Source organism: Serratia sp. JSRIV004 (genome assembly GCF_019968705.1).
Classification (GTDB): Bacteria; Pseudomonadota; Gammaproteobacteria; order Enterobacterales; family Enterobacteriaceae; genus Chania; species Chania fonticola_B.
In genome coordinates this window covers 833,699-860,631 of the sequence record NZ_CP074140.1, presented here as the reverse complement: position 1 = coordinate 860,631, position 26,933 = coordinate 833,699, and the positions used below count along the sequence as shown (strand labels likewise).

General features: G+C 52.4%; 23 protein-coding genes. 10 read left to right on the top strand and 13 right to left on the bottom strand.

The features are described 5' to 3' along the window. Nucleotides 1–8 precede the first annotated feature (8 nt). From KGP21_RS04015 to KGP21_RS04005, 3 genes are read right to left on the bottom strand one after another with little or no spacing between them, the layout of a single operon-like run. Entirely contained in the window at nucleotides 9–1,619 is a 1,611-nt protein-coding gene (locus KGP21_RS04015; protein ID WP_223498854.1) for a hypothetical protein, read from the bottom strand. A gap of 51 nt (nucleotides 1,620–1,670) precedes the next feature. Next, nucleotides 1,671–2,462: a nucleotidyltransferase domain-containing protein gene (locus KGP21_RS04010; protein WP_094982194.1), complete on the bottom strand. Its 792-nt coding sequence runs from the start codon at nucleotides 2,460–2,462 to the stop codon at nucleotides 1,671–1,673. 4 nt (nucleotides 2,463–2,466) lie between these two features. Continuing rightward, nucleotides 2,467–3,690 (bottom strand): RtcB family protein, encoded by a 1,224-nt coding sequence (locus KGP21_RS04005; RefSeq protein WP_059199615.1) that lies wholly within the window; start codon nucleotides 3,688–3,690, stop codon nucleotides 2,467–2,469. 189 nt (nucleotides 3,691–3,879) lie between these two features. Here KGP21_RS04005 and rtcR point away from each other — a divergent pair, with 189 nt between their 5' ends. Beyond that, a complete protein-coding gene (gene rtcR / locus KGP21_RS04000; RefSeq protein ID WP_223537266.1) occupies nucleotides 3,880–5,451 on the top strand; it encodes an RNA repair transcriptional activator RtcR in 1,572 nt (523 codons plus the stop codon). A 35-nt stretch (nucleotides 5,452–5,486) separates the two neighbouring features. On the opposite strand, the gene KGP21_RS03995 is transcribed toward rtcR, so the two are convergent. Further along, complete coding sequence (locus tag KGP21_RS03995; protein ID WP_037376596.1) at nucleotides 5,487–5,969, bottom strand: hypothetical protein; 483 nt, start codon at nucleotides 5,967–5,969, stop codon at nucleotides 5,487–5,489. Between the two features lie 118 nt (nucleotides 5,970–6,087). On the opposite strand from KGP21_RS03995, the gene idi reads away from it, so the two are divergent. From idi to KGP21_RS03960, 7 genes are all read left to right on the top strand, one after another. After that, nucleotides 6,088–6,642: an isopentenyl-diphosphate Delta-isomerase gene (gene idi, locus KGP21_RS03990; protein WP_223537264.1), complete on the top strand. Its 555-nt coding sequence runs from the start codon at nucleotides 6,088–6,090 to the stop codon at nucleotides 6,640–6,642. A gap of 200 nt (nucleotides 6,643–6,842) precedes the next feature. Beyond that, on the top strand, nucleotides 6,843–8,996 hold the full coding sequence (locus KGP21_RS03985; protein ID WP_021807874.1) for a carbon starvation CstA family protein: 2,154 nt from the start codon (nucleotides 6,843–6,845) through the stop codon (nucleotides 8,994–8,996). 69 nt (nucleotides 8,997–9,065) lie between these two features. After that, on the top strand, nucleotides 9,066–9,269 hold the full coding sequence (locus tag KGP21_RS03980) for a YbdD/YjiX family protein (protein ID WP_179249570.1): 204 nt from the start codon (nucleotides 9,066–9,068) through the stop codon (nucleotides 9,267–9,269). A gap of 23 nt (nucleotides 9,270–9,292) precedes the next feature. Next, entirely contained in the window at nucleotides 9,293–10,249 is a 957-nt protein-coding gene (yjiA, locus tag KGP21_RS03975; RefSeq protein WP_223537262.1) for a GTPase, read from the top strand. Between the two features lie 339 nt (nucleotides 10,250–10,588). Continuing rightward, nucleotides 10,589–10,852, top strand: coding sequence for a CopG family ribbon-helix-helix protein (locus tag KGP21_RS03970; RefSeq protein WP_021179157.1), 264 nt, complete (start codon nucleotides 10,589–10,591; stop codon nucleotides 10,850–10,852). Continuing rightward, on the top strand, nucleotides 10,852–11,136 hold the full coding sequence (locus KGP21_RS03965; protein WP_071784895.1) for a type II toxin-antitoxin system mRNA interferase toxin, RelE/StbE family: 285 nt from the start codon (nucleotides 10,852–10,854) through the stop codon (nucleotides 11,134–11,136). Before KGP21_RS03970 ends, KGP21_RS03965 begins: the two co-directional genes overlap by 1 nt. Nucleotides 11,137–11,209: 73 nt before the next feature. Then, nucleotides 11,210–12,439, top strand: a complete 1,230-nt coding sequence (locus KGP21_RS03960) for a lysozyme inhibitor LprI family protein (RefSeq protein WP_223537260.1) — start codon at nucleotides 11,210–11,212, stop codon at nucleotides 12,437–12,439. Between the two features lie 49 nt (nucleotides 12,440–12,488). On the opposite strand, the gene KGP21_RS03955 is transcribed toward KGP21_RS03960, so the two are convergent. From KGP21_RS03955 to KGP21_RS03945, 3 genes are read right to left on the bottom strand one after another with little or no spacing between them, the layout of a single operon-like run. Further along, entirely contained in the window at nucleotides 12,489–13,673 is a 1,185-nt protein-coding gene (locus KGP21_RS03955; protein ID WP_021807871.1) for a M20 family metallopeptidase, read from the bottom strand. Further along, on the bottom strand, nucleotides 13,666–14,913 hold the full coding sequence (locus tag KGP21_RS03950; protein WP_179252859.1) for a Zn-dependent hydrolase: 1,248 nt from the start codon (nucleotides 14,911–14,913) through the stop codon (nucleotides 13,666–13,668). The genes KGP21_RS03955 and KGP21_RS03950 overlap by 8 nt, the downstream gene beginning before the upstream one ends. 3 nt (nucleotides 14,914–14,916) lie before the next feature. Beyond that, on the bottom strand, nucleotides 14,917–16,137 hold the full coding sequence (locus KGP21_RS03945; protein WP_021807869.1) for a hypothetical protein: 1,221 nt from the start codon (nucleotides 16,135–16,137) through the stop codon (nucleotides 14,917–14,919). Between the two features lie 445 nt (nucleotides 16,138–16,582). Here KGP21_RS03945 and KGP21_RS03940 point away from each other — a divergent pair, with 445 nt between their 5' ends. Beyond that, nucleotides 16,583–17,896: an FAD-binding oxidoreductase gene (locus KGP21_RS03940; RefSeq protein WP_059199609.1), complete on the top strand. Its 1,314-nt coding sequence runs from the start codon at nucleotides 16,583–16,585 to the stop codon at nucleotides 17,894–17,896. 27 nt (nucleotides 17,897–17,923) lie between these two features. Here the strand turns inward: KGP21_RS03940 and KGP21_RS03935 are convergent, their stop codons facing one another. The 6 genes from KGP21_RS03935 to KGP21_RS03910 form a co-directional block, all read right to left on the bottom strand. Further along, on the bottom strand, nucleotides 17,924–18,604 hold the full coding sequence (locus tag KGP21_RS03935) for a hypothetical protein (protein WP_021807866.1): 681 nt from the start codon (nucleotides 18,602–18,604) through the stop codon (nucleotides 17,924–17,926). Nucleotides 18,605–18,612: 8 nt separating this feature from the next. Continuing rightward, complete coding sequence (locus KGP21_RS03930; protein ID WP_021807865.1) at nucleotides 18,613–20,202, bottom strand: hypothetical protein; 1,590 nt, start codon at nucleotides 20,200–20,202, stop codon at nucleotides 18,613–18,615. 14 nt (nucleotides 20,203–20,216) lie between these two features. After that, nucleotides 20,217–22,679, bottom strand: a complete 2,463-nt coding sequence (locus tag KGP21_RS03925; RefSeq protein ID WP_094982242.1) for a CS1-pili formation C-terminal domain-containing protein — start codon at nucleotides 22,677–22,679, stop codon at nucleotides 20,217–20,219. 135 nt (nucleotides 22,680–22,814) lie between these two features. Further along, a complete protein-coding gene (locus KGP21_RS03920; protein ID WP_059199606.1) occupies nucleotides 22,815–23,498 on the bottom strand; it encodes a hypothetical protein in 684 nt (227 codons plus the stop codon). A gap of 65 nt (nucleotides 23,499–23,563) precedes the next feature. After that, entirely contained in the window at nucleotides 23,564–24,160 is a 597-nt protein-coding gene (locus KGP21_RS03915; RefSeq protein ID WP_021807862.1) for a common pilus major fimbrillin subunit EcpA, read from the bottom strand. Between the two features lie 202 nt (nucleotides 24,161–24,362). After that, entirely contained in the window at nucleotides 24,363–24,941 is a 579-nt protein-coding gene (locus tag KGP21_RS03910; RefSeq protein ID WP_037376594.1) for a LuxR C-terminal-related transcriptional regulator, read from the bottom strand. A 1,209-nt stretch (nucleotides 24,942–26,150) separates the two neighbouring features. On the opposite strand from KGP21_RS03910, the gene KGP21_RS03905 reads away from it, so the two are divergent. Then, nucleotides 26,151–26,888 (top strand): LuxR family transcriptional regulator, encoded by a 738-nt coding sequence (locus KGP21_RS03905; RefSeq protein WP_223500827.1) that lies wholly within the window; start codon nucleotides 26,151–26,153, stop codon nucleotides 26,886–26,888. Nucleotides 26,889–26,933: the final 45 nt, after the last annotated feature.

Below are 26,933 nucleotides of genomic sequence, written 5' to 3'. Positions count from 1 at the left end.
ACATCGACTCAGGCTGTCGCAATCTTCAGATTTGCGCACAACGCTTGCAGCCGCTCGCGTAACTGCTCATCGGGTTCAATACGTAAGCCCACCAGCAAAGCCTGTAACATTTCAGGTGACCAAGCAGTCTGTGGCCATGCTTCTAAAGCGTTCAGCGTCATATGCCGGTTACGGATCACCTCACTACGTAACCCTACCGCCAACAATGACCAGCCCATGCCGGGGAATTTTTTGAGATCCTGCAGCACAAAATCCAGCGCCTGATGCTGTCGGTAAGCCAACCCTAGCCCCATCGCCGTTCCTGGACCGGAGGCGATAGCCCCTAAATCCAGCTGCTGTTCGGCCAGCGATATCACTCTGGCAATATGCTCTGGTTGGTCGGTCTGCATTAACTGATACCAGTTGTCATCCGTTGGATCTGCTGACTGCCGTGAGTAAATGGCCTCCCACGGATCCTGCTGACGCAGCCGGCTAGCGGCAACGGCCAGATTGAAAAGATACTTGTCACTCCCCTGCAAGTCATTGTCGATAACACCTGGCCATTGCGGCTGTGCCATCACCGCATTGGTCAGTTCGACCAGCCGCCCGCACTGATCCTGAGTCCACGTGGCATTCTCTGCACCACTTTGTTCCTGTGCAAAACGTGCAATATCACCCGCCGCCAGATAATGCTGTATTTCTGCCGGAGGAGCCGCTAACAAGCATCGCAGATAACATTCGCAAGCCTGTGCGCCATCGTCATAATCATGCATATCCCGCGCCGGACCGCCATTAATTAACGCCTGCAAAATCTCAGCAGCGCCCAATAACCGCGCCGCATCAGGTTGCCGCTGCATTGCCTGGAGCAGTTGTCCATGGATAGCGCAATGCCAGGCAGTGTATTCATACATCACCGCGTTGCGATAACCTTCGCAGATCAACCAATCGCGGCTTTGTTGCGTCAAGGGGGTGGGTAAACGCTCGATCAGTTGTACTCTTCCCCAACCATCAGTCCGCTTGGCCAATGCAAGCCAGGCGCTTTCATACTCATCGGCGGGTAGCATTGATCCTAATGCCACTACCGCATAGAGTGTGAACTCGTCATGCCCTCCCAATACGTTGAGTATCTCGCGGTTTTTCTGCGTCGGGAACAGAGCCAACAGCGCCATGGCGACCTTGACCACGTTACGATCCGGGCTTTCGGTGGCCAGCCATTCCACCAAAGCTTGCAATGTGTTGGCGGGCAACTGCGGATCCTGTGCAACCTCAGGCAACAATGCATCGATATAATCTAACGGAGTTTCCTGACACAACAGATTATAGAGCTGCTCGACATTCTGCTGCTGCGGCTTATGCAACACACTTCTTAGTGTAACCATGATGGCCTCAACCGGCGATTCATCTTCGGTTGTGCCCCCATGATGACCAAAAACTCCATCAAGCGCCCCTGCCGACCAACGGATTTTGCCATCAATGGCCGGAGGCTCATCCGGCAAGGTTTGCGCTTCCGCGGGCAATGGCTCGGCCCTATGCTGCCAAGGTGCCAACCAACGATAAATTGCCGTACGGTCGGCCGCCCAAGGAGCCGGGAAAGCCGTTGGAATATCCTTGCCAAATAAACGTGTTAACCATGTTTTCATTTTTTATCCTTATCATTTCATGACCGGGGAGCCTTCCTTCTCCCCGGTTGATTACCCCATCACCGTGCGATAAAGCAGTTCATCCAGCGATTGGTCGCTGCGGGCCGGGCTGTCGGGCAAGGCTTCCTGCCGGGCATCCGCCGTCAGTTCCTGCGCGATAAACGCGTGGATCCTTTCTCTACGCGGGCCGTACTCTGCCTCACCTGCGCGCCGTTTCGCCGCCAGTAATTCATGGATTTCCTCCAACAACAGCGGATCCGCCACCGTGCCAGCCAACAGTTGGTCAAAACGCATCGGTGGCACGCCCTTGCCCGCTTCTATCCAGCGCACCGCCAGCAACGGGCGCAGCACGTAGAAGTATTTCTTCAGCCGTACCTGCTCCCCCTGCAAATAGCCACGGAAGTTTTTCCTGGCCATCGACAGGTAGTGCCAACGCGCCCGCTGCGCGGAGAACCACTCAGGCACCACATCCCGCAACGCCGCGACGCTCTCAGGGGCTTCCTGATACACCACCGGTGAATCCAGCCACTCGATCAGCGTCGGGTTAGCCCGTTTCAGCAAGCCAAGCGCCTTGCGCCATTCCCAGCCACAGACATCCAGCTCATGATCGATTGGCAGCTCTATCACATCCCTCTGCGCTTCTACCCGCAGATACCATTCTGGTGGGTGAACATACAAAAAGCGCACGTCGTAATCGCTGTCCGGCGAGGCAAAGCCCCAGCCGCGACTCCCAGACTCGCAGGCATAAAGCACCCGCACGTCGTAACGTTTTTCTACCTCACCCAACGCTTGCCGGACTCTTTCCCGCATGGCGCTGTCCACGCCGTTTAATTGCTGTTCCATCACGCTATCCTTTTACACACACCACCTGCCGCAGGGTATGGACGATTTCCACCAGTGAAGACTGTGCCGCCATCACCGCATCAATATCTTTATAAGCCATTGGGATCTCATCGATCACCTCGTTGTCCTTACGGCATTCCACATGTTCGGTGGCCCGGATTTGATCGGCCACGGTGAAGCGTTTTTTCGCCGCCGTACGGCTCATGGTGCGGCCAGCGCCATGGCTGCAAGAGCAGAAGCTCTCTTCGTTCCCCAATCCGCGCACGATGAAGCTTTTCGCCCCCATTGAACCGGGGATGATCCCCATCTGCCCTTTCTGCGCAGACACGGCACCTTTACGCGTCACCAACACCGGCTCACCAAAGTGCGTCTCACGTTGCACATAGTTATGGTGGCAGTTCACGGCCTCTTGCTGGGTGGTGAACGGTTTAGTCACGATACGCGACAGCGCTGCCAGCACGTGTTCCATCATCACTTCCCGGTTATGACGAGCAAAATCCTGCGCCCAACCCACGGCTTCCATATAGTCATCAAAATGCTGGCTGCCTTCCTCGAAATAGGCCAGATTACGATCCGGCAGGTTAGCGATATGCTGTTGCATATCCTGCTGCGCCAACGCAATAAACAATGAGCCGATGGCATTCCCCACGCCACGGGAACCGCTATGCAGCATCACCCACACCTGCTGCGTTTCATCCAGGCAAACCTCGATAAAGTGGTTACCCGTTCCCAACGTTCCCAAATGCTGATAGTTGTTGGTTTTCAGCAACTGCGGATATTTGTCGGTCAAACGCTTGAAGCGCGGCAGCAACGTGGCCCAATGCTGATCGACCGTTTGCGGTGGAGTTTCCCAGGCCCCTTTATCTCTTCTGGAACGGGTCGAGGTGCGGCCATGCGGTACCGCCTGTTCGATGGCGCTACGCAGCCCGGCCAGGCTATCCGGCAGGTCGGACGCCACCAGCGAAGTACGCACCGCAATCATGCCGCAACCAATATCCACGCCAACGGCCGCCGGAATAATTGCGCCACGGGTAGGGATCACGCTACCAATGGTGGAGCCTTTACCCAAATGCACATCCGGCATCACCGCCAGATGTTTAAAAATAAACGGCATTTTGGCCGTATTCAGCAACTGCTCACGCGCTTCTGGCTCTACGGGCACGCCCTGTGTCCACATTTTGATCGGTGCGCTGTTAACCGGTGCCATCAACTCATAATTATTCTTCATTCTTTAGTCATCCTTTTTCTTTTGACGTAGTGGATATAGCGAAAGGCGTGCCAACTCGGTCAAAAACACGCATTAAAATCACAATATATTGATATTTAACCAATAAATAATTAATCAAAGATAACTGGCGATGATGCCAACAAGTCGTTATTTTATCTTGCAGGATAGTAATTTATCGCAAGGGATAATATGAAGCGCAGAGTTGTGATCGGCGTGCTGGGCACCACGCTGGATAAACGTGGCAAACGGGAAAACCGCTGGAACAAGTGGCGGCCAACGGTGGGGCTGTGCCAGCAGCCAGACTTGCCGATCGATCGCCTGGAGCTGCTACATCAGCCACGCGATAAAGGTATGGCGCAGCAGGTGGCGGAAGATATCGTGGCAGTTTCGCCAGCCACTCAGGTGGTATTACAGGAAGTAGCACTCAAAGATCCCTGGGATTTGGAAGAGGTGTACAGCGCCTTTCTGGATTTCGCCAGCCGCTATCCGTTTGATACCGAGAACGAAGACTATCTGGTGCATATCACTACCGGCACCCACGTGGTTCAGATCTGCTGGTTCCTGCTGACCGAGGCACGCTACCTGCCTGCTCAACTGCTGCAAACCGCTCCCGGTGAAAAAGCCGATCGCCCGTCCCCGCAAGGGATCTACTCGGTAATCGATCTGGATCTCAGCCGCTATACCGCGCTCACCAGCCGTTTCCTGCATGAACAACAGCGTTCGGTGTCGTTCCTCAAAGCCGGTATTGAAACGCGCAACGCCATCTTTAACACGCTGATCGACCAGATTGAACGCGTGGCCCTGCGTTCCAATGCCCCCATGCTGCTCACTGGCCCCACCGGAGCCGGCAAGTCCTTTTTGGCCGAGCGTATCTACCAACTGCGGCACTCGCGCCATCTGGTGAAAGGCCGTTTTGTCGCGGTGAACTGTGCCACCCTGCGCGGCGATAACGCCATGTCGACCCTGTTTGGTCATGTGAAAGGGGCATTCACCGGAGCATTGCAGGCGCGGGCGGGCCTACTGCGAGAAGCCGACGGAGGTGTGCTGTTCCTTGATGAGATCGCCGAGTTGGGATTAGACGAACAGGCGATGTTATTGAAAGCCATCGAGGAAAAAACCTTCTTCCCGTTTGGTGCCGATAAAGAAGCCAGCAGCGACTTTCAACTGATTGCCGGTACCCACCGCGATATGCGCGACTGGATAGCCCAAGGCCGTTTCCGTGAGGATTTATACGCCCGTATCAATATGTGGACCTTCCCACTGCCGGGCCTGGCTGAGCGCCGCGAAGATATCGAGCCCAACATCGATTACGAATTACAGCGCTTTGCCCGCAGCAACCAGACGCAGGTCCGTTTCGATAAAGACGCCAGACAGCGTTACCTGGCTTTTGCCCGTTCCCCGCAGGCAGCTTGGCGCGGAAACTTCCGCGAACTGGGATCTTCCATCGCCCGCATGGCCACGTTGGCGGAGCAAGGACGCATTAATCTGCCGCTGGTCGATGAAGAGATAGACCGGTTGAAATCCCATTGGCAGGGGAATACCACTGCGCAACACCCCGTCGAGCTGGCCAATATCGATTTGTTTGAGCAAAGCCAGTTGGAGACAGTGCTTAAAGTGTGCCGAACCTCCACGTCACTTTCCGAAGCGGGTAGACAGCTGTTTGCCGTCTCGCGCCAGCAGAAAAAGCAGCCCAACGATGCCGACCGGTTGCGTAAGTACCTGGCGCGCTTTGGTCTGAATTGGGACGAGGTCCGAAAATAGAGGCTGAATGGGCACCGTATGCAGCGCCGGTTTAACTATTTTAGCCCCAGATACGCCTTTGCCACCGCCATATCATTGAAGGTGATATCAACCGCAATAGGCGGTTGCCCTTTGCGATAGAGGAAAGCTCCCCAACCGCCCTCATCTTCCGAGTCCGGCTGTGGTTTTTGGCTATCGAAGATCATCCGTTGGTCTTTACCCAACGTAAAGATCAGATAGCGTTTGTCGGTGCTCACCACCTTCACATGTAGCGCTTCAAAACTTTGGGTGATCTCGCTGGCATAATAAGACCAGTCGTCCATGGCGGTAGAGTAATCCATCGCCTGTTCCGAGTTTTCATCGGCAAACGTTTTAAGCTCAGGCTGGATCAGCACCAGCTCCGTTTGCTGCATTGCAAACGCATCCTGTGCGAGCGTTGGGTCATAGGGGCTATAAAGCGTAACCGGGGCCGCAAATGCCATGGCGCTACTTACCGCCAGCACCAGGGCCGAAAGGATACCGAAATTCCGTTTTCTCACGTTCACTCCTGAATGTTCCATCAACCCTCATCGAAACAGAGAGATTATCCCAATATTTGATAGTCGCCCAGTTTTGCCTATAGTAGCAGTCGTACATCGCGATTAAATTGGAACCTTCATGACCCAGCAGCATGTCGTTTTACTTGATGAACAAGGTCAACCCACCGGCGTGATGGAAAAATATGCGGCCCACCAGCGACAAACGCCCCTGCATCTGGCTTTCTCCTCCTGGATCTTCAACCCGCAAGGCGAGTTGCTGATCACCCGCCGAGCGCTGAGCAAAAAAGCCTGGCCCGGCGTTTGGACTAACTCGGTGTGTGGCCATCCGCAGTGGCAAGAGAGCACCGAACACGCCATCGAACAACGTTGTCTGTATGAAGTGGGCCTGAACGTGGAACAGATCACCGCCGTCGATCCCGATTTTCGCTACTGCGAGACAGACGCCTCCGGCATTATGGAAAACGAAATCTGCCCGGTTTATGCGGCATTGACTACAGGTGCCGTTGCAGCCAGAGCAGATGAAGTGATGGACTTCCACTGGGTTGATTTACCCGCTTTGATCTCTGCGGTAACGGCAACCCCCTGGGCCTTCAGCCCTTGGATGGGTCAGCAGTTGGCGAATGCCAAAACGGAGCAAAACCTGATCGCCTTCGCCACTCACACTTCGGCCTAAACCACTCACCCCGCCATTCCAACCGTTCGCCAGCGTATAAAACCGCTGGCTGAAATTCAGATGTCTTTCCCTATCCAGCCTGGCAATGATGAGCTGTTCCTAAACCTGACCCTAACCAGGGGAAGACGCTACAGCTAAATGTCCGACATCTAAGAATCGGATTTATCACTCAATTTTTGCAGATAGGATAAGGATACCTCATGAAACGCGAGGGGATTTTAAAACACCTCCCATGGATGCTGCTGGGGATACTCGGGGCTTCCTGCCTGGGTGTCATCGCATTGCGCCGTGGTGAAAGCATTAGTGCACTGTGGATCATCGTTGCTTCGGTAGCGGTCTACCTGGTGGCTTATCGTTACTACAGCCTCTACATCGCCACCAAGGTGATGCAGTTGGATCCCACCCGCGCCACACCGGCGGTGGTGAACAATGACGGTCTTAACTACGTCCCGACTAATAAAAACGTGCTGTTCGGCCACCACTTTGCGGCGATCGCAGGTGCGGGCCCGCTGGTTGGCCCAGTGCTGGCGGCACAGGTCGGTTATCTGCCCGGTACGCTGTGGCTGCTAGGCGGCGTGGTGTTGGCAGGGGCGGTACAGGACTTTATGGTGCTGTTTATCTCCTCACGCCGTAACGGCGCCTCATTGGGCGAGATCATCAAAAAGGAAATGGGTCCAATCCCTGGCACCATTGCGCTGTTTGGCTGCTTCCTGATCATGATCATCATCCTGGCGGTGCTGGCGTTGATCGTGGTGAAAGCCTTGGCCGAAAGCCCATGGGGCGTGTTCACCGTCTGCTCCACCGTGCCAATCGCACTGTTTATGGGCGTGTATATGCGCTTCCTGCGTCCTGGCAAGGTGGGTGAAGTGTCGATCATCGGTATCGTGCTGTTGATCGCCTCCATCTGGTTCGGCGGAGTGATTGCCCACGACCCATACTGGGGCCCGGCGCTGACCTTTAAAGACACCACCATCACCTATACGCTGATTGGTTATGCCTTCGTTTCTGCCCTGCTGCCGGTATGGCTGATCCTGGCTCCGCGTGACTATCTGGCTACCTTCCTGAAAATCGGCGTGATCGTCGGGCTGGCGATCGGTATCGTGATCCTCAACCCAGAGCTGAAAATGCCTGCGGTTACGCAGTTTGTTGACGGTACTGGCCCAGTCTGGAAAGGCACCCTGTTCCCGTTCCTGTTTATTACCATTGCCTGTGGTGCCGTTTCTGGCTTCCACGCGCTGATCGCTTCAGGTACCACACCGAAACTGCTGGCCAATGAAATGGACTCCCGCTTTATCGGTTATGGTGCCATGCTGATGGAATCCTTCGTTGCCATCATGGCGCTGGTTGCGGCTTCTATCATCGAGCCTGGCCTGTATTTCGCCATGAACACCCCACCGGCGGCTCTGGGCATCACCATGCCAGACCTGCACCGTCTGGGCACCGAAGATGCGCCGATGATCATGGCCTCACTGCGTGATGTTTCCGCACATGCTGCCGCAACCGTCAGCTCCTGGGGCTTTGTGATTACCCCTGAGCAGATCCTGCAAACGGCCAAAGACATCGGCGAACCTTCGGTACTGAACCGTGCCGGTGGCGCGCCAACTCTGGCTGTCGGTATCGCTCACGTGTTCCATCAGGTCATCCCTGGCGCGAACATGGGCTTCTGGTATCACTTCGGTATTCTGTTCGAAGCGCTGTTCATCCTGACCGCTCTGGATGCAGGTACCCGTTCCGGTCGCTTTATGCTGCAAGATTTGCTGGGTAACTTCGTGCCATTCCTGAAGAAAACCGATTCACTGGTGGCCGGTATTGCCGGTACTGCCGGCTGCGTTGGCCTGTGGGGTTACCTGCTGTATCAAGGCGTGGTCGATCCGTTGGGCGGCGTCAAGAGCCTGTGGCCGCTGTTCGGTATCTCCAACCAGATGTTGGCTGCCGTAGCGCTGGTCCTGGCCACCGTGGTATTGATCAAGATGAAGCGCACCAAGTACATCTGGGTAACCGTGATCCCAGCCGTTTGGCTGCTGATCTGTACCACCTACGCGATTTGCCTGAAGCTGTTCAGCGACAATCCGCAGTTGGAAGGTTTCTTCTACCAGGCCAGCCTGTACAGAGACAAAATCGCCGAGGGCGGTGCTGAACTGACCGCACAGCAGGTTGCCAACATGAACCATATCGTGGTGAACAACTACACCAACGCCGGTTTGAGCATCCTGTTCCTGTTGGTGGTGTACAGCATCATCTTCTTCGGTATTAAAACCGCCATGGCGGCGCACAAAAACCCGAAACGTACCGATCAGGAAACGCCATACGTGCCGGTTCCTGAGGGTGGCGTCAAAGTTTCGTCGCACCACTGATGGTGATTTGATGGATACCCTGCATAATGATAATACGTTATGTAGGGTATTTTTCTTTGGAGTAAACCCATGTTCGGAAACCTCGGCCAGGCGGGTAAATATCTCGGACAGGCAGCACGCATGTTAGTGGGCGTGCCTGACTATGAGACCTACGTCCAGCATATGAAAGACAACCACCCGGACAAGCCGGTGATGACCTATAAAGAATTTTTCCGCGAACGCCAGGATGCCCGCTACGGTGGCGATGGCAAAGGCGGTATGCGCTGTTGCTAGTTAAGTAAGTACAAGGACCAGGCATGAAACCCATTGCAGTCACCATCCTGACGGGCTTTTTGGGCGCGGGCAAAACCACCCTGCTGCGCCACATTCTGAATGAAAACCACGGTTACAAGATTGCCGTCATCGAGAATGAATTCGGTGAGGTGCCGATCGATAACGCGCTGATTGGTGACCGCGCCAGCCGCATCACTACCCTCAGCAACGGTTGTATCTGTTGCAGTAAATCCAACGAGTTGGCAGATGCACTGCTGGATCTGTTGGACGGCGTCGAGCAGGGGCAACTGGAATTCGACCGGCTGATTATTGAATGCACCGGCATGGCCGATCCCGGCCCGATCACCCAGACCTTCTTCTCGCACGACGTCATCGGCCAACGCTTCCTGCTGGACGGCATTATCACGCTGGTGGATGCGGTACATGCCGATCAACAGTTGAACCAGTTCACTATCTCGCAGGCCCAGGTGGGCTATGCCGACCGTATTCTGCTGACCAAAACCGATGTGGTACCGGATAACAAAGCGCTGATCCAACGTTTACAGCTGATGAACGCCCGCGCGCCGGTCTATAAGGTGACGCACGGTGATGTCGATCTCGGCGTGCTGTTTGATATCGAAGGCTTTGTGCTTAACGATAAGCTCAACCTGGCAACCCCCGTTTTCCGCCGCATTCCGCAAGCGCAAAATAATATCCAGTCAATCGTGGTGTATCACGACCAGCCGCTGGAGCTGATGCAGATTTCCGAGGTGATGGAAGGCTTATTATTGAAGTTCGCCGATAACCTGCTGCGCTACAAGGGGATTTTGTCGATCAAAGACGAACCGCGCCGCCTGCTGTTTCAGGGTGTGCAACGGCTGTATAACGCCGACTGGGACCGTGAATGGCTGCCAGAAGAAGAGTGCAAAAGCACGATGGTGTTTATCGGCATCGATTTGCCGGAAGACGAAATCCGCGCGAGGTTTGCAGCGCTGGGTTGAACGTTGGGGGCGATGTTGGTTGTTAAAGCTACCAAGTCGCCTTGCTTCCATAGAGCTATTACATAGATACAATGAAACCACTGCCAATCTATTGTAGATAAGTAATAAAATCGAGTAAGGATAGAGCAAAGACTTTACGCTAGCCCTCATAATCTGCAAGTCTCTGCCGCATTTTGCGATCACAATTCCAACCAATGGAACAACTTCTTGTAAATCCATCCAGTCTGTTTTTTGCGCGGATCTATTGCGGTATTGTCTCCCCAATGAAAGCGCCCTGTCATTTTCTTCAAGGCAATAAAAAGGTATATACTTAGTTAGTACCTTGATGAGGATTTATCTATGAGTAAACAGGCCGTTTTTACCATGAAGCTTGAAGCCGAACTACGCGATACTTTTATGGCTGCCGCCGAGGCGGAGCATCGCCCAGCATCACAAGTTGTTCGTGAGCTTATGCGACAATATATTGAACGCCATGAGTATCGCCATTTTTTGGAAGAAAAAGTCAATGCAGCCCGTCAATCTATAGCGAACGGGGAGAGTGTTGAACATGAAGATGCCAAGGCTATTTTTGCAGCGCGAAGGGCAAAAGTTAAGGGTAACTAGTGAGAGTTCATTGGACGAAACAGGCGCTTGATGACAGCGAACAGATATGGGATTACCTTGTCGAAAAAAATCCCGATGCAGCCATCAAGATGGACGAACTGTTTGAAGCCACAGCCGAACGCCTCGCAGCATTTCCTTTCATGGGGCATGAAGGGGAAGTTGTTGGAACACGTGAAGTTTTTCCACATCAAAATTATCGCTTAGTGTACGAAATTCAGTCAAATACAGTTTGGATAGTCGCTTTGGTTCATACATCTCTGCTTTGGCCTAGAACAACTCCATAGGTGTTAGAAAACATAGGCGATAAGCTAAAAATAGTGACTGGGCGAACCAATAGACAACCAAAAGGAATTCAGCATGACAGTCAGGCTTCAACGCGCTAACTCTCTCCGTGATACAACATTGGCCAGCCATGCTTTATCGCGCTTATTGCTCTGCCTATGCCTGGCGTTCGGGGCCAACACGGCGGTGCAAGCCGCTTCTTTCGATTGTGAGAAAGCCACCAGTGATATCGAACATAGCATCTGCAATAGCCCAGACCTTAGCAGTCTCGACAGCCAACTGACCGAAAATTACCGGTTAGCAATGGCAAGCCTGCCAGGGGATCAGGCCGACGCGTTACGCACCGAGCAGCGTAACTGGTTGAAGCAACGGGATGCCTGCAACGGTCAGGAAAGTTGCCTGAGCGATTTATTTAGCCAACGCGCCGCCCAGTTGCAGAACACTGCCAAGCAGGCCGCCTCGGCGCTAGATAACATCATCGCCAGCATTCCGGCAGACCCGGTTACGGCGGCACAGCAGTTGCAGCTTTATCGCGGCCCGCTGGCCTCCGCCTGGCTGATTTACCTGCATCAGTTTGCGCCCACCAGCAAGGTCACGGATGCCGAGGTACAAACCAGGCATCAAAGCGTGATCAAGGCGATGAACGACGACACATTCTCCCAATCCGTGTTACGTGATATCGAGAACGATCCCAAGACCGGCCATGATGTCGCTGTTTTAACGCTCTTACGCATGACCATTGAGCGAGCCGGCTACGAAAACGCCGATGGCCGCCCCTATGCGCACTGTTTTATCTTCAAGCAGCAGGGCGCAGCGGCTTATGAAGCCTTTGGGGCGTTATATGGATCATCTCGTGATTCACAGGCTCCCATTTGCTCGCCGCAGGGCGATCTGTTTGAACGACCGGCCTGGCAGCAACTTACCAAGGCAATAGAACCGATGATTGGCAAGGCCAGTGAGAATTCCGGTACCATCCGCTTTGCCAGCTATGCCGATTGGGCCATGTTCCGCCTGCGCGCCACCGTCTCCCCCGAGGATTTCCTCAAGCCAAGCCAGAATACGCCAGCCACGGGCGATCCTGCACAGCTAATCCGCAGTTGGTCTGACGATAAGGTTTGGCCGCAAGCACAACGCGAGCAACTGCTTGTCGCCATTGAACCGGCGCGTCTGGCGACCATGGGCTGGTTGCAAACCGAGAAACATTTCTCGGCTAGCGAGGCGGCTAAAGCTGCCGATGCGATAGTGAACACCTGGCTCAGTGACAGAATGGACTTTATCGGCGAGATGAGCGGGCCGGAGGACTGACTGATAAATGCGGTGAGGGGGATCTCACCGCACGCAATTTTGCCCAGGCTTAAAACGCATCCTGCTGCAAGTAGCTCCATGCATACTGCGCATACAGCTCCGCGCCGGTCGCCATCACGTCTTCGTCGATATTGAAGCAGCCGTGATGGTGCGCCCAGTCGGTGCCTTTCTCCGGGTTGCCGCAGCCCAACAGGGCAAAGCAGCCGGGGATATTTTCAATAAAAAAGCTGAAATCCTCACCGCCGGTCGTCGGTTTCTCGGCAAACAACACCTCGTCGCCGAAGGCCGAACGCACTACCGATTGTGCCAGCAACGCGCTGCGCTCCTCGTTGATCACCGGTAAGGTGCCGTAAGTGTATTCCACCTGTGCCGTCGCGCCATAAATGGCCGCCGTATGCTCTGCGTAACGTTCAATCGCCGCCTTGATACGCTCACGAGCCTCGACGTTAAAGCAGCGCACCGTGCCGTCCAACACCGCATTTTCAGCAATCACGTTAAACCGGGTGCCGACTTCCATTTTGCCGATGGTCACGACTGCCGACTCTAACGGCGAAGTTTCACGGGAAACGATCGCCTGCACGTTCATCACGAAGGCCGAAGCAACGACCGCTGCATCCACACAGGCTTCTGGCATTGAGCCGTGGCCGCCGCGCCCTTTGAACTTCACCTTCAGCAAATCCGCAGAAGCAAAAGTAGAGCCGACATTACAAGACACCTTGCCCGATGGGCTGGTGGTCCAGATATGCATACCAAATGCGTTATCCACGCCCTCGATCGCGCCCTGCTTCACCATTTCACGCGCGCCTTGAGCAATCTCTTCGGCAGGTTGGAAAATCAGCCGCACGTTGCCACGCAGGCTTTCACGGTTTTCATACAAGGCTTTTGCTGCCGTCAGTAGCATGGCGGTGTGGGCATCGTGCCCACAGGCGTGCATCTTGCCGTCGGTTTGCGATTTATAACTTAATGAGTCGTTGAGTTCCTGTACCGGCAACGCATCCATATCGGCGCGTAGGGCCACGGTCTTGCCAGGCTGCCCACCGGTAATCTCGGCAATCACGCCCGTTGGCGTCGTCAGACGATAAGGAATACCAATCTCCTCCAGCGCTTGCGCCACCTTCTGGGTGGTACGCACCTCTTCCCAAGGCAGTTCCGGATGAGCATGCAGATCGCGACGGAACGCAATCATCGCCTCCACGTGGGCTTTAATGGATTGCGCGATAGCTTGATTAGTCATAACTGCTTGCCTCTGTGATCTCTTTTACCGTTTGAAAAATAACGTCGATGCCTTTCTGAATTTGCTCATAGTCGGTCCACTCGTCGGGGTGGTGGCTCAGGCCGTCCTTGCTGGGAACAAACACCAGCCCCACGTCGGTGATACCGGCAAAAATCATCGCATCATGTCCGGCTCCGCTGACCATAGTCCGGTGGCTCAGGCCCAGCGCTTCACTGTGTTTTTGCAGCTGGCTGTGGATACCGCTGTGCAGACGCGTCGGCTCTACCAGCAACGGTTGTTCAATCTGGCAGGCGATCCCCGCCCCGGCCTGCTGTTGGATACAGGCTTTGGTTTGCTCAACCACCTGTTGCAGCTTATCCAACCGCTTGGAACGGATATCGACGGTGAAAATCACCTTGCTCGGTATCACGTTCGCCCCGTTAGGGAACACCTGAATTTTCCCCGTGGTGGCGACCGTTTCATCACCGGCCTCGCGGGCAAAATCGCCAACGCGAGAGATCACCTGGCTGGCAGCCACTAGCGCATCATGGCGGCGATCCATCGGTGTGGTGCCCGCATGCCCGGCCTTACCGGTGATGGTGACAACCAACTGAGTGATACCGACGATCACGTCTACCAGACCAACGTCTAACCCTTCCTGTTCCAGCACCGGCCCTTGCTCAATATGCAGTTCGATAAACGCCTTGAGGGTTTGCGGCTCCCGCACCACGCTGGCCACCCGATCCGCATCAAAACCGACTTGCGCCATGCACTGTGCCGCCGATTGCCCCTGGCTATCGCGCAGACGATGCAGCTCTTCAGCATCCACCTTACCTGCAATCGCACAGGAAGCCAGCAGGCCACGGCCAAAGCTGGCCCCTTCCTCTTCCACCAGCGCCACCACTTCTAGCGGGTAACGCGGCAATAACCGATGTTCTTGGAACAGCTTGGCCACTTCCAACCCCATCACCACTCCGGCAGGGCCGTCGAAAGCGCCACCGTTGGGCACAGAATCAAAGTGGGAGCCGATCATCACGCTCGGCAATGCCGGGTCCTGCGCCTGGCTCTTACCAAAGATATTGCCGATGGCGTCCTCACATACGCTGAGGCCCGCTGCCTCCATCTGCGCCTTGATATAAGCCCGCGCCTGTTGGCCTTGTGGGCTGTAACTCATACGCGTCGTGCCTTCGCCCGGCGTAGCCGTAAACTCGGCCAGTTGTTCCAGATGCTGCTGAATACGCAGCTGATTTGCATAGCTCATGACTTATCCTGCGATTGGGGTGATGTAACCGACCATAACGCCTGCCAGCACCACGGAAACCATCGTCACGGAAATAAATCCGCCGACCAGCATCGGTGCCAACATGTGGTGCGTCAGGATCTCACGCTCTTTTTCGTCTTTGGTCAGCGCCGTTATCGCTTCGTTGGTGATGATGTAATCCGCCGGGAAGCCATACATCGCCGTCAGGGAGATCGCGAAGGCCATCTCCATGCTGACGCCAAGGAATTTACCCACGATCCACGAGACGACAAACATGCCCACCACCGCCACGGCGATCAGCACCAGCATCGGGAATACCAGCCGCAGCAACATTTCCGGGGTTGCTCTGTTCAGGGTGTCAAAGATAAACAGCATCAGCCCCATCACCGCAAACCCGAAGCCGTTGGCCTTCTGCAACGGTTGTTTTTCCAGGAAACCGATCGTGGCGGCCACTACGCCAAACAGCAAACACAGCACGAACGGGCTGATGGTGACCACCGGGGCCAGCAGGTCTGATACCAGATAAGCCAGGTAGCCTACCAGCGCCAGACGCAGAAACTTGAAGTAGCTGGTATTGTAATGAGCCGGGATCAGGCCAAACATACGCGGCATTTTTTCTTCCGCGCTGACCGTGGTTGGCATTTTATCGGCTGGCAGTAGTGCGGCAGATTCGTGCCATTCGCCATTGCGATATTTTTGCAGCACGCGTTTGCCTTCCCGCTGCAGCATGATGGCGGTTAACGGATAACCGGCAAACCCCTGCATTACGTAGATCAGGATAGCGAATACCGAGAGATCAACCAGGCCCGCGCTGGCAGCCCCCTTAGACATGATCAACGCCGAAACGATGCCGCCAACCAATGGGGGAATGGTCACGATGGCGGTGTTCATATCAAACATCAGCATGCAGGTCGCAAACACGGCGGCGATAATGCCAGCAATCCCCGACAGCGAGATCACAATGGTTTTCCATTGCCGCATCAGCTCAGGCACCGAGAGCAGCGTCCCCATGTTGGTGATCAGCAGATACATCAGCATCACCGCTACCGCCGGTGTGATACCGGCCAGGCTGACGATATCCTTCGGGAAAAACGTCCAGTAGCCGAACAGGAACAACACCGCGCAGACAAATACAGAAGGGATCCAGGCTTTAGTACGCACGGATACCGCATCTCCCAGGTATAAAATCACCATTACAATCAAAAGCGCTAACATCTGTGACATAGAATATTTCCGTTCTTATATTTTTTAGAAGTCCGTTTAGGATAGTCAAATCCACTAAGTTACAATAATAATTCAGTTAACAACTCTACCTTGCTGGGCGGAAATGACCGATTTTCAGAAGAAAACATCAAGAAATGGGGCATTCTCACCAATTCCGATACTAAACAGCTATGGCAGGGGAATAAAGGAAAAAATCAGAAATAAATCTGCTGAGTGATTTTAATTTCTGCCATAGAGGATCCCCAGGCCGCTCTCTCCACCCCATTGGCAAACTACAGCAATCCAATGAGGTGTCTCAATGCTTAACGGTTGCTTATAAATAACTGACCGTCAATAAATTGGGGTGAATCAGCAACGGCTGAATCTGCTGGTTCAGCCTGGCTAAATGTTTTATAACCCTATTTAGTGACCTTGAGTGGCAAACATTTTGAAAAGGACCTTGAGTTTGAAATATGCATCAGTGCCGTTAAATCAAAACCAAAATGGCTGGTTAAAACCTGACCTGCGCCCGACCGTTTACCCAACGCTGATCGGCGATACCGAGGCCGACTGGGTGGTCGTGGGCTGCGGCTTTGCCGGGATTTCCTTCGCCAGACGGCTGGCCAATCAAGATCCTAAATTGAAGATCCTCATCGTTGATTCAGCCTGCGCGGCTGAGAGTTCTTCGGCTAGAAATTCAGGGTTTATTATCGGATTACCCCATAATATTGGCAGCTCGACGGCGGAGTTGAAAAAAGCCCAGTCGTATCGCTCTTTATTACAAGAAGGGATCAATCAATTAACCCAGCAAATTGAGCAACAGGGGATCGAATGCGAATGGGAGAATGCCGGAAAATATCACTGCCAGGTTGATGCGACTAATCAGCGGGTGCTCAAAGAATATACCGATAATCTCGATACCATGAACGAACCCTATCAAATAATGGATAAGGAGGCGCTGTATCGAAAATTGGGTACTCGTTTTTACAATAAGGGCATCTATACCCCAAGCTCGATCCTGGTTAATCCTGCCAGCCTGATCGTCGGCCTGGCAAATAATCTGCCGGACAACGTGACGATGTATAACCATACCCCGGTGATGGCGATCCAGCACGGTAGCGTGACGCAGGTGGTTACCCCCTTTGGCACGATTAAAACAGCCAACGTGATGTTAGCCACCAACGCCCTCTCCAGGGAACTGGCTCCGGTTACCAGCCAGCAGGCGGCAATGGCTACTTTCGCCAGCATCACCGCACCATTAACCGCAGAGCAACGCCAAAAGCTGCCAACCATGAACAGTTGGGGGCTGACACCGGTCAACGCGATCGCTGGAGCAACGGTGCGCTATACCCAGGATCATCGTTTCCTGATCCGCCAACATGTGACGCCAGCCTTGAACGGCCGGATCACCGCTGCACAGACCTATCAGGCGACCCTGTTGCATCAGCAGATTTTCAACAAGATATACCCGCAGCTGAGGGATGTGCCGCTGACAAGTACCTGGTCTGGCACCATCAGCGTCACCCGTAATGGCGCGCCGGTTTGGGGCGAGTTGAAGAAGGGCATTTATACCGCCGGGGGCTGTAACGGCGCAGGCGTGTCCAAGCAAACCATTGCCGGGACGTTATTGGCGGACTATGCGCTAGGGATCGACCATCCGCTGATTGGCGCGATGCAGGAACTCGGTAAGGCAAACTACCTGCCGCCTTCGCCAGTGCTGGATATTGCGATTGGCGTTTCTTTGATGAAAGAGCGCTACCTGGGGCGCAAGGAAGTCTAGCTTTGGTGGTGAACTGGGGTGGGGATCCTATCCCTGCCCCTGCTCGAAACACTGCTCCCCAAGACGCTGATACTTGTTGAACCCGATAATAAACTTGCGATTCTGCCCACGCAGATCGGCACCACGATAGCTTTCCCCCGGCAACAGATTGAACACCTTGGCGGTGTCATCCTGCCCGTCGCAGCCCTGATGGATCATCACGCGGAAATAGGTATTGCCGGTGTTTTTCAACACCCCGGCCAGCGGATCATAGTGATAAGTGAAACGCATCTTGCGCGGGCGAATTACCATGATGGTATCTAGCGCCATGGTCGGGGATACCAGCGGTGTCTTGTCTCCCCCCTGCATCTCCATCAAGTTGGCCGGGATCTCCTGGATCACTATGCGATAATAGCGCTCGCGCTCGTCCGCCGGGCCGCGATAGAAGATCTTGAAATATTCCCACGCTCCCGGCTCCAGTATTTTGCGCAGTGGGGTATAGAGCAGTTCGCCCTGTTCTAGGGGCTGAGGTTGTTCATCAACCCCCGGTTTGGCAATCCGATAGGCAGCGATCACATACAGATTGGTCTCTTTGGTGTTGTTAACAAACTGGCGCGAGAAGAAGGTGCGATCGCTCTCCAGAGTAAATACTCCGGACGAGAGGTAAATTGCCTGCGCCGGAAACGCCAACATCAGCCCCGCTAGCCACCACCCTAGTCTTATCGTCATTTTCGATCCTATTGGATATCAGGGCCGGTCCAGACCGCTCTGACCCTTACCTCGCCGGTGGCGCTGACAATCCCCATCCAATCCCGCCCATCCAGGGTCCACATCGAATTGCCCTCATTCATCGGGAAGCTGAGAGACAACTCGGTGCGATAAAAGCTGCCATCGTTTTGTGAGGGAACCGGCCAGGCGGTTCTTACCCAACGAGCCGCATTCAGGCTGATAGGTGCATCATCACAGCTGGCACGCGTGCGGACAACTTGCCCGACGTTGTCGGTATAAGCCAGATAGGCCGAGAACGGCACCCTAAGTTTACCGTCGGTAGAGGAAAAGACGCAGTACGGGCGCCCATTGACCTGCCCTGCCGGACCGTAAACCTGCGCGGTAATGCTATCAGCCTGCCTTGGGCCAGAGGTAGTCACAATATAGTCGAACACGATCGGCGGTTCTGTGCTGCCGACTTTGCCTTCACGCTTGGGATTAAGCACCAGGTCTTTGGAGATAATGCTAATCCCATAATCGCGCGGGATCAGCAAGATAGTGTTCGAAGGCGAGAATTCGTAATATCCGGACTGCGGTGCCACCGTACTGGTAAACAGGAAAGTGAAGAAATCCTGGCTGTGGCTCAGATCCACACCCCGATCGATCAGGTTCTTCAGGAAGGTCTGCGATAAAAAGACATAAATACCGCCGCTACCGGCTTTGATCAAATTCGCCGCGTTGGTCGTGGCGCTGTAGTTCACCCAACCACTGGCACCATCGGCACTCAGGCGAATGGTATTTGCCGCAGGCGTAAACCCAAGCGCAGCAGTGTTGAGCTTCATGTTCATGCGCATCGGCGAAAGGGTACTCCCCTGCATCTGATAAGACACCAGCTTACAGATCGCGCCACTCAGTGAGCCAATGTAGCCCACAGAGCAGAACTGAGAACCCGTTCCCATCACCGGATTGCCATTGCTGTCGATAAAAATTTCCTGCAGTGCGTTGGTAGATTCCAACTGCAAATTACCCGCTTTGGTGATGGTGAACTCATGGCTGGTCTGCGAACCGCCTACGCTGACGCAGCTTTGCCCTGCTGCAGGGTTGTAGTCCGTGCGGGTAGAGCAGAAACGGTATTTATAAATTTCCGTCGAGCCTACCGACACATTTTTAAAATACTCATAAGCCGAATCAGAGAAAATACCACGCCCATAACGCGCTTCACCGCTGCTGGTGTTAACCGCCACGTGATAAACGCCATTATCACCAATATAGCCCGGCAGATAACCGTTCGAGGGGCAACCGCTACCATTATTCATACAGCGGTTACCAATAAATGGCCGAGCGATGGGAGAATCCTCCAGCCAGATATCGGCGAACGAATTGGTCTGGATCAGCCCGGTATAGCCCATATAGCCCAAACTGCGTTGGTCGCCTGACGCATATTTGGTAAACGCGTTGGCCCCGCTGAAACGGGGATCGGTGCTCTGTGGCGTGATGAAGTACTCTCCATCCACCTGATTTTCGATAAAGAAATAACTGTTGCTCACGTTGGCCGCCTGGCTAGAGAAGGCAGCCAGCATCAGTACCCCAACCAACTGGCAAATATTACGCAGTTTCATGTCACACCCTTTGCTCATCGTTGTGCCAGTATGGTCTGCACGTTGCACACCACATCGCCGACCCACTTCACGCCCTTGGCCTTGGCCAAATCCAGATCGACTTCGCAAATACCATTATCTGGCATGGTCAATGACACGCTCGGGTAGCGTTTATCAACGTCCATCTGGAAGGCGCCCGTCGCATCCGTAATGGTTTTACCGATGTGGTTACGCACAGCGGCATTGGCGATCGCCCGGCCATTTTCCATGGTCATACGGCCGAACACCGTCACTAACTGTTTCACTTCCGGCTCATAAACGGCGACGTTGCCCGGATACAGCGTGACATTGCGAGTGCGCCCCTTGACGATGTCAAAGCTGTCCATCGAGTTTTTATCGTTCATCAGTTCAACCTTGTAGCTCGAGTACGGCGGCAACGGGATAAAGTTATTCTTACCGCTCAGCGGATAGCTGCGGCCATCGATCTGAGCCGACAGCACCGCATCGTCGATGAAGCCGGTTTTTACCAACACCCCAGATTTCTCCTGAATACCGCTGGCGGCGAAGTTCTTATCGCTGTAGGCCACTGCACCGCGCGCAGTCAGGTTGCCATTGAGGCGATTGTTGTCAGGCCGTGAGAGCGACAAGGTGCCCGCGCTGTATTTGGTATCGAAGGCAGCATAGCCAGAGGCCGAATAAGCGCTGTCACCGTTGTGCTTATCCTTGACCAGCTTGGCCAGGTTGAAACCGGCAGAGGTAAACGCCGAGTCATCGAAGCTCTTGTTGCCGGCCAGGTTGGCCCGCACGTTGCCATTGTTGGAAGACACACCGGTGCTTAACCAGGCGGCCAGCGGCAAAGAGAAGTCCAGCGAGATATAGCGCTGGTTGGTGCTATTGGACTGGAAATCATAGCGATAACGCTGGATACCGGCGCGTAGATTGACCGTGCCATAACGCCCGGAGAATAGTGACGTGGAGTATTCCAGGTTGTTAGAGGTACTACGTTCGCGCTTATCTACCGTGCGGCTAAGCGTAAGCTGCCCACCACGTTCAAAGAACCGGCTCAGGCTAAGGGTTCCGCCATAGGAATAGCTGTCCGACTCATAGACCGGCAACTCCTTACCGATATGGCTCTTCTCCCGGTTGGCCCACACGCTGCCGAAGCCTTTCGGTAGCATAAGGCTGGCGCTTAAAATATTGCGGTAACGCCCGCCCTGCGACAGCAACCCCTGCCAGCCCAAGCTGGCGAACTGGTTCACGTTGAGGTTGATCGAAGTTTCATTCACCACCTTCTTGTCGAAGGTATAGGTCGAGGTTTGCACTGCCAGGCCAAATATCGCCGGGACCGAGGCGATCTTGAGAATTTCCGGGATCGACATGGCCGCCGACGCCCCTGCCAGATAGGTTTCGTTGGTGGTGCTACCATTGGTGCGGTTATTGCGGCTGTCGTAATTAACATATCCGCCATAGAGCTGCCAGTTAAGTTCTTGCGCCACGCCATTATTGCCAGAGAAGGCTTTGTTGATCGTCTGGCGCATACGCGAATGGGTTTTGCCGTCGATCACCACATCGACATCAACGTCATAAATCCCATACGGCAGACGGCTGGTATCAACCTCAAAGCTGCCCATCGGGAAATTCTGGATGTTCAACAGACGCCCCTGCCGGTAGATATGGACTTCACCCGCGCTAGGTAAGAATACGGTAATTGGCGTTAGCGAATATTGGGTATTCTGGATCTGGGTAGCGGACTTATTGCCATAGGTGACGCCGTACACCTTGCTGGAGTTAAGTGCCGATAGGTTCCCCAACGATTGCAGGTTCCAGGTGTCAACCAAGCCAAATGCCAGACGGCGTCCGCTCATGTCCCGTTCATACATGGCGCGGTAAAGCTGAGAATCCTGCTGGGACTCCCCAATACCGTAAAACGAGCCGTTCACATTGAAATGATGCTCCGCAAAGCCGAAGGTGTTATCCAGGGTCAGATAGTTATTCGAGGTGTTCTCGCCCTTTTTTAACTGCGAGCGGTAAACACCGAGATCGTAATTTAGCACCGAACTGAAATGCGGCACCGAAGAGAGTCCCAGAAGACTCGTTCGTGGGATAATTGCGGTCCCCAAGCTTTTTTCACTCACGTCCAGCGTCAGTACAAATGAACGGATATTCAGGTTCAAATCGGCATCGGACGAAACGGCAATATGGGTATTTTGATCAAAGAAACGATCTTTCAGACCACGGATCAATGTCTGGGTCGTCTCGGCCAACGTTGCCCCTTCAGACTCTTCCGCCAGCGTAATTTCTCTTATCATCAGGCGGTCTTTTTCCAGCACCACCAGCGCATCCGCTACCTTTTGTTTTTCTTGTTGGTTGCCACCTTTGTAACGTAGCAATACAGGAATGGTCATACCTTCGGTCAGCGCCTGACCAAATACCCCCGGGATAAGATAATTTCCTAAACGAACATCCTGTAGGTTTCTGGCGTTAGCCTGCATAGACATCAGAGCCGCAGCAATACATAACGCTACAGCCTTGGTTCTTGTCCTTAAGATGAAATTATTACCCATTTGCTTCCCCAAATAGCCTCCTAACCCACACCTGGAAAACATTTACGATGCAGGTAATGAGTAAAGAGGCTATTTCACGTTGATATAATCTTCGTTGTGCCAAATGCCAACGCTGAGTTTTTGATTATTGATATCAACAAATTTCAAATGCACGCCTAATCCCGGCATAACGTAATAACGCTCACGGCACCCTTTAGTTTTCTCTTCATTGGTCTGTGGCTGCTTACAGGGACCAAATGCCACCACGCGGAAAGAACTGTTTCCGGTGTTATAAGCAACACCATCTCGGTATTGATAATCGAACTTATCCTTCCGTGGTGTGACGACCATAATGGTGCTTATGGTTGCCGAGGTGGTTGCCGAAGCGGATTTTTTGGTCTTTGACAGCCCCTCTTCGGTAACCGGATTATCATTCCAGATTAAACGGTAATAACGCTCCTTATCGTCCTTCGGCCCAGAATAGAAAACGCGGAAAACATCTTTACCCTTGCCGGGCAATATCAGGTTGGATGGCGTGGCCATTATTTCCTGCTTGCTCTCCATGGGGATCACTTTGCCACCTTCCATCGGGGAGGAAATACGCTCGACCCTCAGGCTGACCAGACGGGCATCATCCACGGTATTAATCACCTCCTTGGCGATAACGCTCTGCTCAGGGGAAATGATTGATGTAATCGCGCCAACGTTAATTGCACCGGCGTGAGTACAATAAAATAGTGCTGAGCACATCAGCGTAGGAAACCATCTGTTCATCATGTATTCCATAAGGATCGGGGCTATTCACCCCAATCCTGACTACGTTAAGACAACAAAATCACTTACAGGGTGGTGAAAGTACCGTCCCAAGTTGCTGTGAATTCAACGTTTACGTTGCCATCCCAGTAACCATCAGTCAGGTCTTTGAACGCCGTATCAGCACCGGCAACGGTCGCTTTCGCGATATCAAAGGCGAACACGCCCTGAGTGCTGGTACGGTTAGCACCAGCATAAGCACTTTCCATAGCCAGAGCTGACAGGCCAGCGCTGATGCCTGCTGAAGTATCGATCATCACCATATCGCTGCTTTCAGACAGTGCTTTGCCGTTCCACTTAACGCCAACGGTCAGCGCAGAGTCATCGCTTGCGCGGTTCAGGGTGTTGGAGATGATTTTAGAGGTCAGTTTGAAATCACTCGCGCCAGACTGGCCAGCGATGGTGATATCGAACGCGCCGTCTTGAGAGTTAAAACGCTCCAGACCTTCTGCGTAATTAAAGGTCAGTGACTTTATCGGGGTAACAACCAGCATGCTGCTGGTATCTTTAATGGCTTTTGCATCCCAAGACGCTGTCGCGTTCGCAGTACGAGTGTCCGCATTAGCCAGATTAATTGTTCCCAACGCTGAAGCTGCAATCAAAGCCAGAGCTAACTTCTTCATAAAATTTCTTCCTTTATTTATATCAATTAATTTCCCGCCAATATTTACTGGCGTGGCACAATAAATGCGACACAAGGGCGCATTCGAAAACTAAAATTTTCGAAAAGGTCCTACGGCAATTAAACAACGAAATATCTGCGATATAAAATCACCGCATATTTCATTTAATTTTGATAGCCCTATGATAATAGGTAGTTATAGTTTATCTGACAGAGTGATAGGCCTGAGTGAAAATATCATTCATTTTAGTCAACCCCATCTTGCCTAAAATATTATGGCGCAGGGCATAAACCGTTTTAGGACTAAGCCGCAACCTGTTGGCGAGATCGCCCACGGTGACACCATGTATCAGAGTACGTAATAAACATATCTCACGCGAAGACAGCCTGACTTGCGATGTTGAAGAAACCCGCTCCCCGGCAATAACATGATCGATTTTAGCAAAAATGTCACTGGACTCGCCCGTTCTCTGGATCACAGAATCAACCTGCCGAAACATGCTCTTATAATAATTGGCCAAGGGTAACAGGTAACTATCGGTGACCAGCACAATGCGATTACAAGCAGAATACATTAGCCAGTCCTGCTCCAGAAAAAGGCGCAGGTTAGCTAATTGAAAGTCAACAAATACGACTTTGAGTTGCTCCGGGGAAGTATTAACTGAGTTACAGTAACCTACGATGCCTTCACGGAAATACTTATTGGTATCTGGCCAGGTTAAAGGTCTTTTTGATGGAGAACCGGCCTGCGGCAGGCACCCAAAATCCAATATATTTAGCATAAGGATCCCTTCCTTTCTTTACTATATTACCAACTCCATTACGCCGTTGGATGAGCAGAATACCATTTAGCAAAACTAAGTTATTTCTTAATTTTCAAAACAATATTAATGGCTAAAAACAATTATTCAAAATCGGTTAAAACGATCGCGAATGGCTTTATTCATCGATAATACCTATCAAGTTGTTATTATTCATTATGAAAACTCCTAGGATTAAGAGTATATATTTTAGTTTAAAAAGTTAATTAGGAAGCTCATAGTCAACTAAGAATATTCTTTATACACCCACACTTTATAAATAAGCTTTTTCTTAAAAAATGCTGGTACAGCAGTAGATAAAGGGTATTAGCGGACGAATAACGCACAAGGATGATCAAGAACATTTCCATAAAAGTAACACTATAACGTGTTGCTTAGCTCGCGAATCAGAATAGTCTCACCCCCTCCCGTTTAACAGACACGACAGTGCAACATAATGGCAACGAAATGAGCATTTAATGAGCGATTTAAGGGTCTTTATTTGTGATTAAAATCACTTTTTTCATTGAAAAAAATCCGTTTTATCTCATGAGAGCCCGTCTGAGAGCGGTTTTAAGGCCGCCAACCCGATGCTGAGACCTCACTTTTTAGCTATCGGTGAAGATCAAGCTTGGATCCCCATGGCAACTATCTATTGATCAACGCAATGATATCAACAGCCCGATTAGCGGCTTATAGCAGTCTGCAAACAGCAATAACGCGGACTCGAGATGCATATATTGAGGTCCTACAAGAGTTTTTCGTTAGAAAAACAGGCTCATAACTGATCAAATAATGATCAAATAATAGTGGATGACCAATGCAGCCCTGAGTAACTACCTCAGATAATGCCAAGAGTGAGGAGCAAGAATATCAATACAGATACCGGGCTGCTGCAATGATCAACGTAAGGCAATACTAATCCTAGACCGAATAATGGTGATAGACAGCCAAAATCCGGCACAGAGCACTTGCCTCAACCAAGAAGATGGCTTTAAGATAATGGCAGTAAAAATTTCCCTGGTGTTGGCCAATGTGGCAACCTGACCCAACGAGGTCAGGTTTTTTTTGCTATTTTATCGAAAATAACGGGAAAGCCAGTATATTATCTGGCGTTCAACAACGGCTAGATTAAATTATTACCCCACAAGTTATGTTAGTAGCGTTATTATTTCATATTGAGGTAATTTGATGTCTACATTTTTCTGTGCTAGCCAAGATGAAAAAAACGCTTTTAAAAACCATCTGGATAAACAAATAGCGGAATTTGGCGATTTCAAATACGCCCATTTGATACTTAACAAGAAAGACTTTATGGAGACATTGATAACCTCCAGTTATCCAAGCCAATGGATTGATATCTATAAAGAAAGGAACTACCAATGCATCGATCCCGTGGTACTCTCCGCCCTGCAGAGAGTCTCTCCATTTCCTTGGGATGAAAGTACACCAATAAACCCAAGGCTAAAGCCCTCAGATATATTCAGCCATGCAAAGAACTATAATATTACCACTGGCTATACCTTTGTATTGCATGACCACGATCATAATCTGGCGATGCTGACGCTGACGCTTAATGACAGTAAATCCATCGATATAGAGGGCCAAATTCACCCTAACAAAGCCCGTTTACAGATGCTGTTGGCTAACGTTCACGAAAGGTTCGCCACCCGCCTCCAGGAAACCGCACGAAATAATCGCGATAACTCCAGCGAAGAGAAAGCCCCCCTGACAACGCGGGAGAACGAAGTGCTCTATTGGGCCAGCATGGGTAAAACCTATCAGGAAATTGCCATTATTTTAGACGTGAAGGTCCGTACGGTAAAATTCCATATTGGCAATATTGTGAAAAAGATGGGCGTGACTAATGCCAAACATGCCATCAGGCTGGGGGCAGAGTGGCAGCTTGTCAAACCGATCACGCGTTGAAATCAAGACTCCCGCTGACCTTGTAAGAAAGCCAGTAAGGTAGGG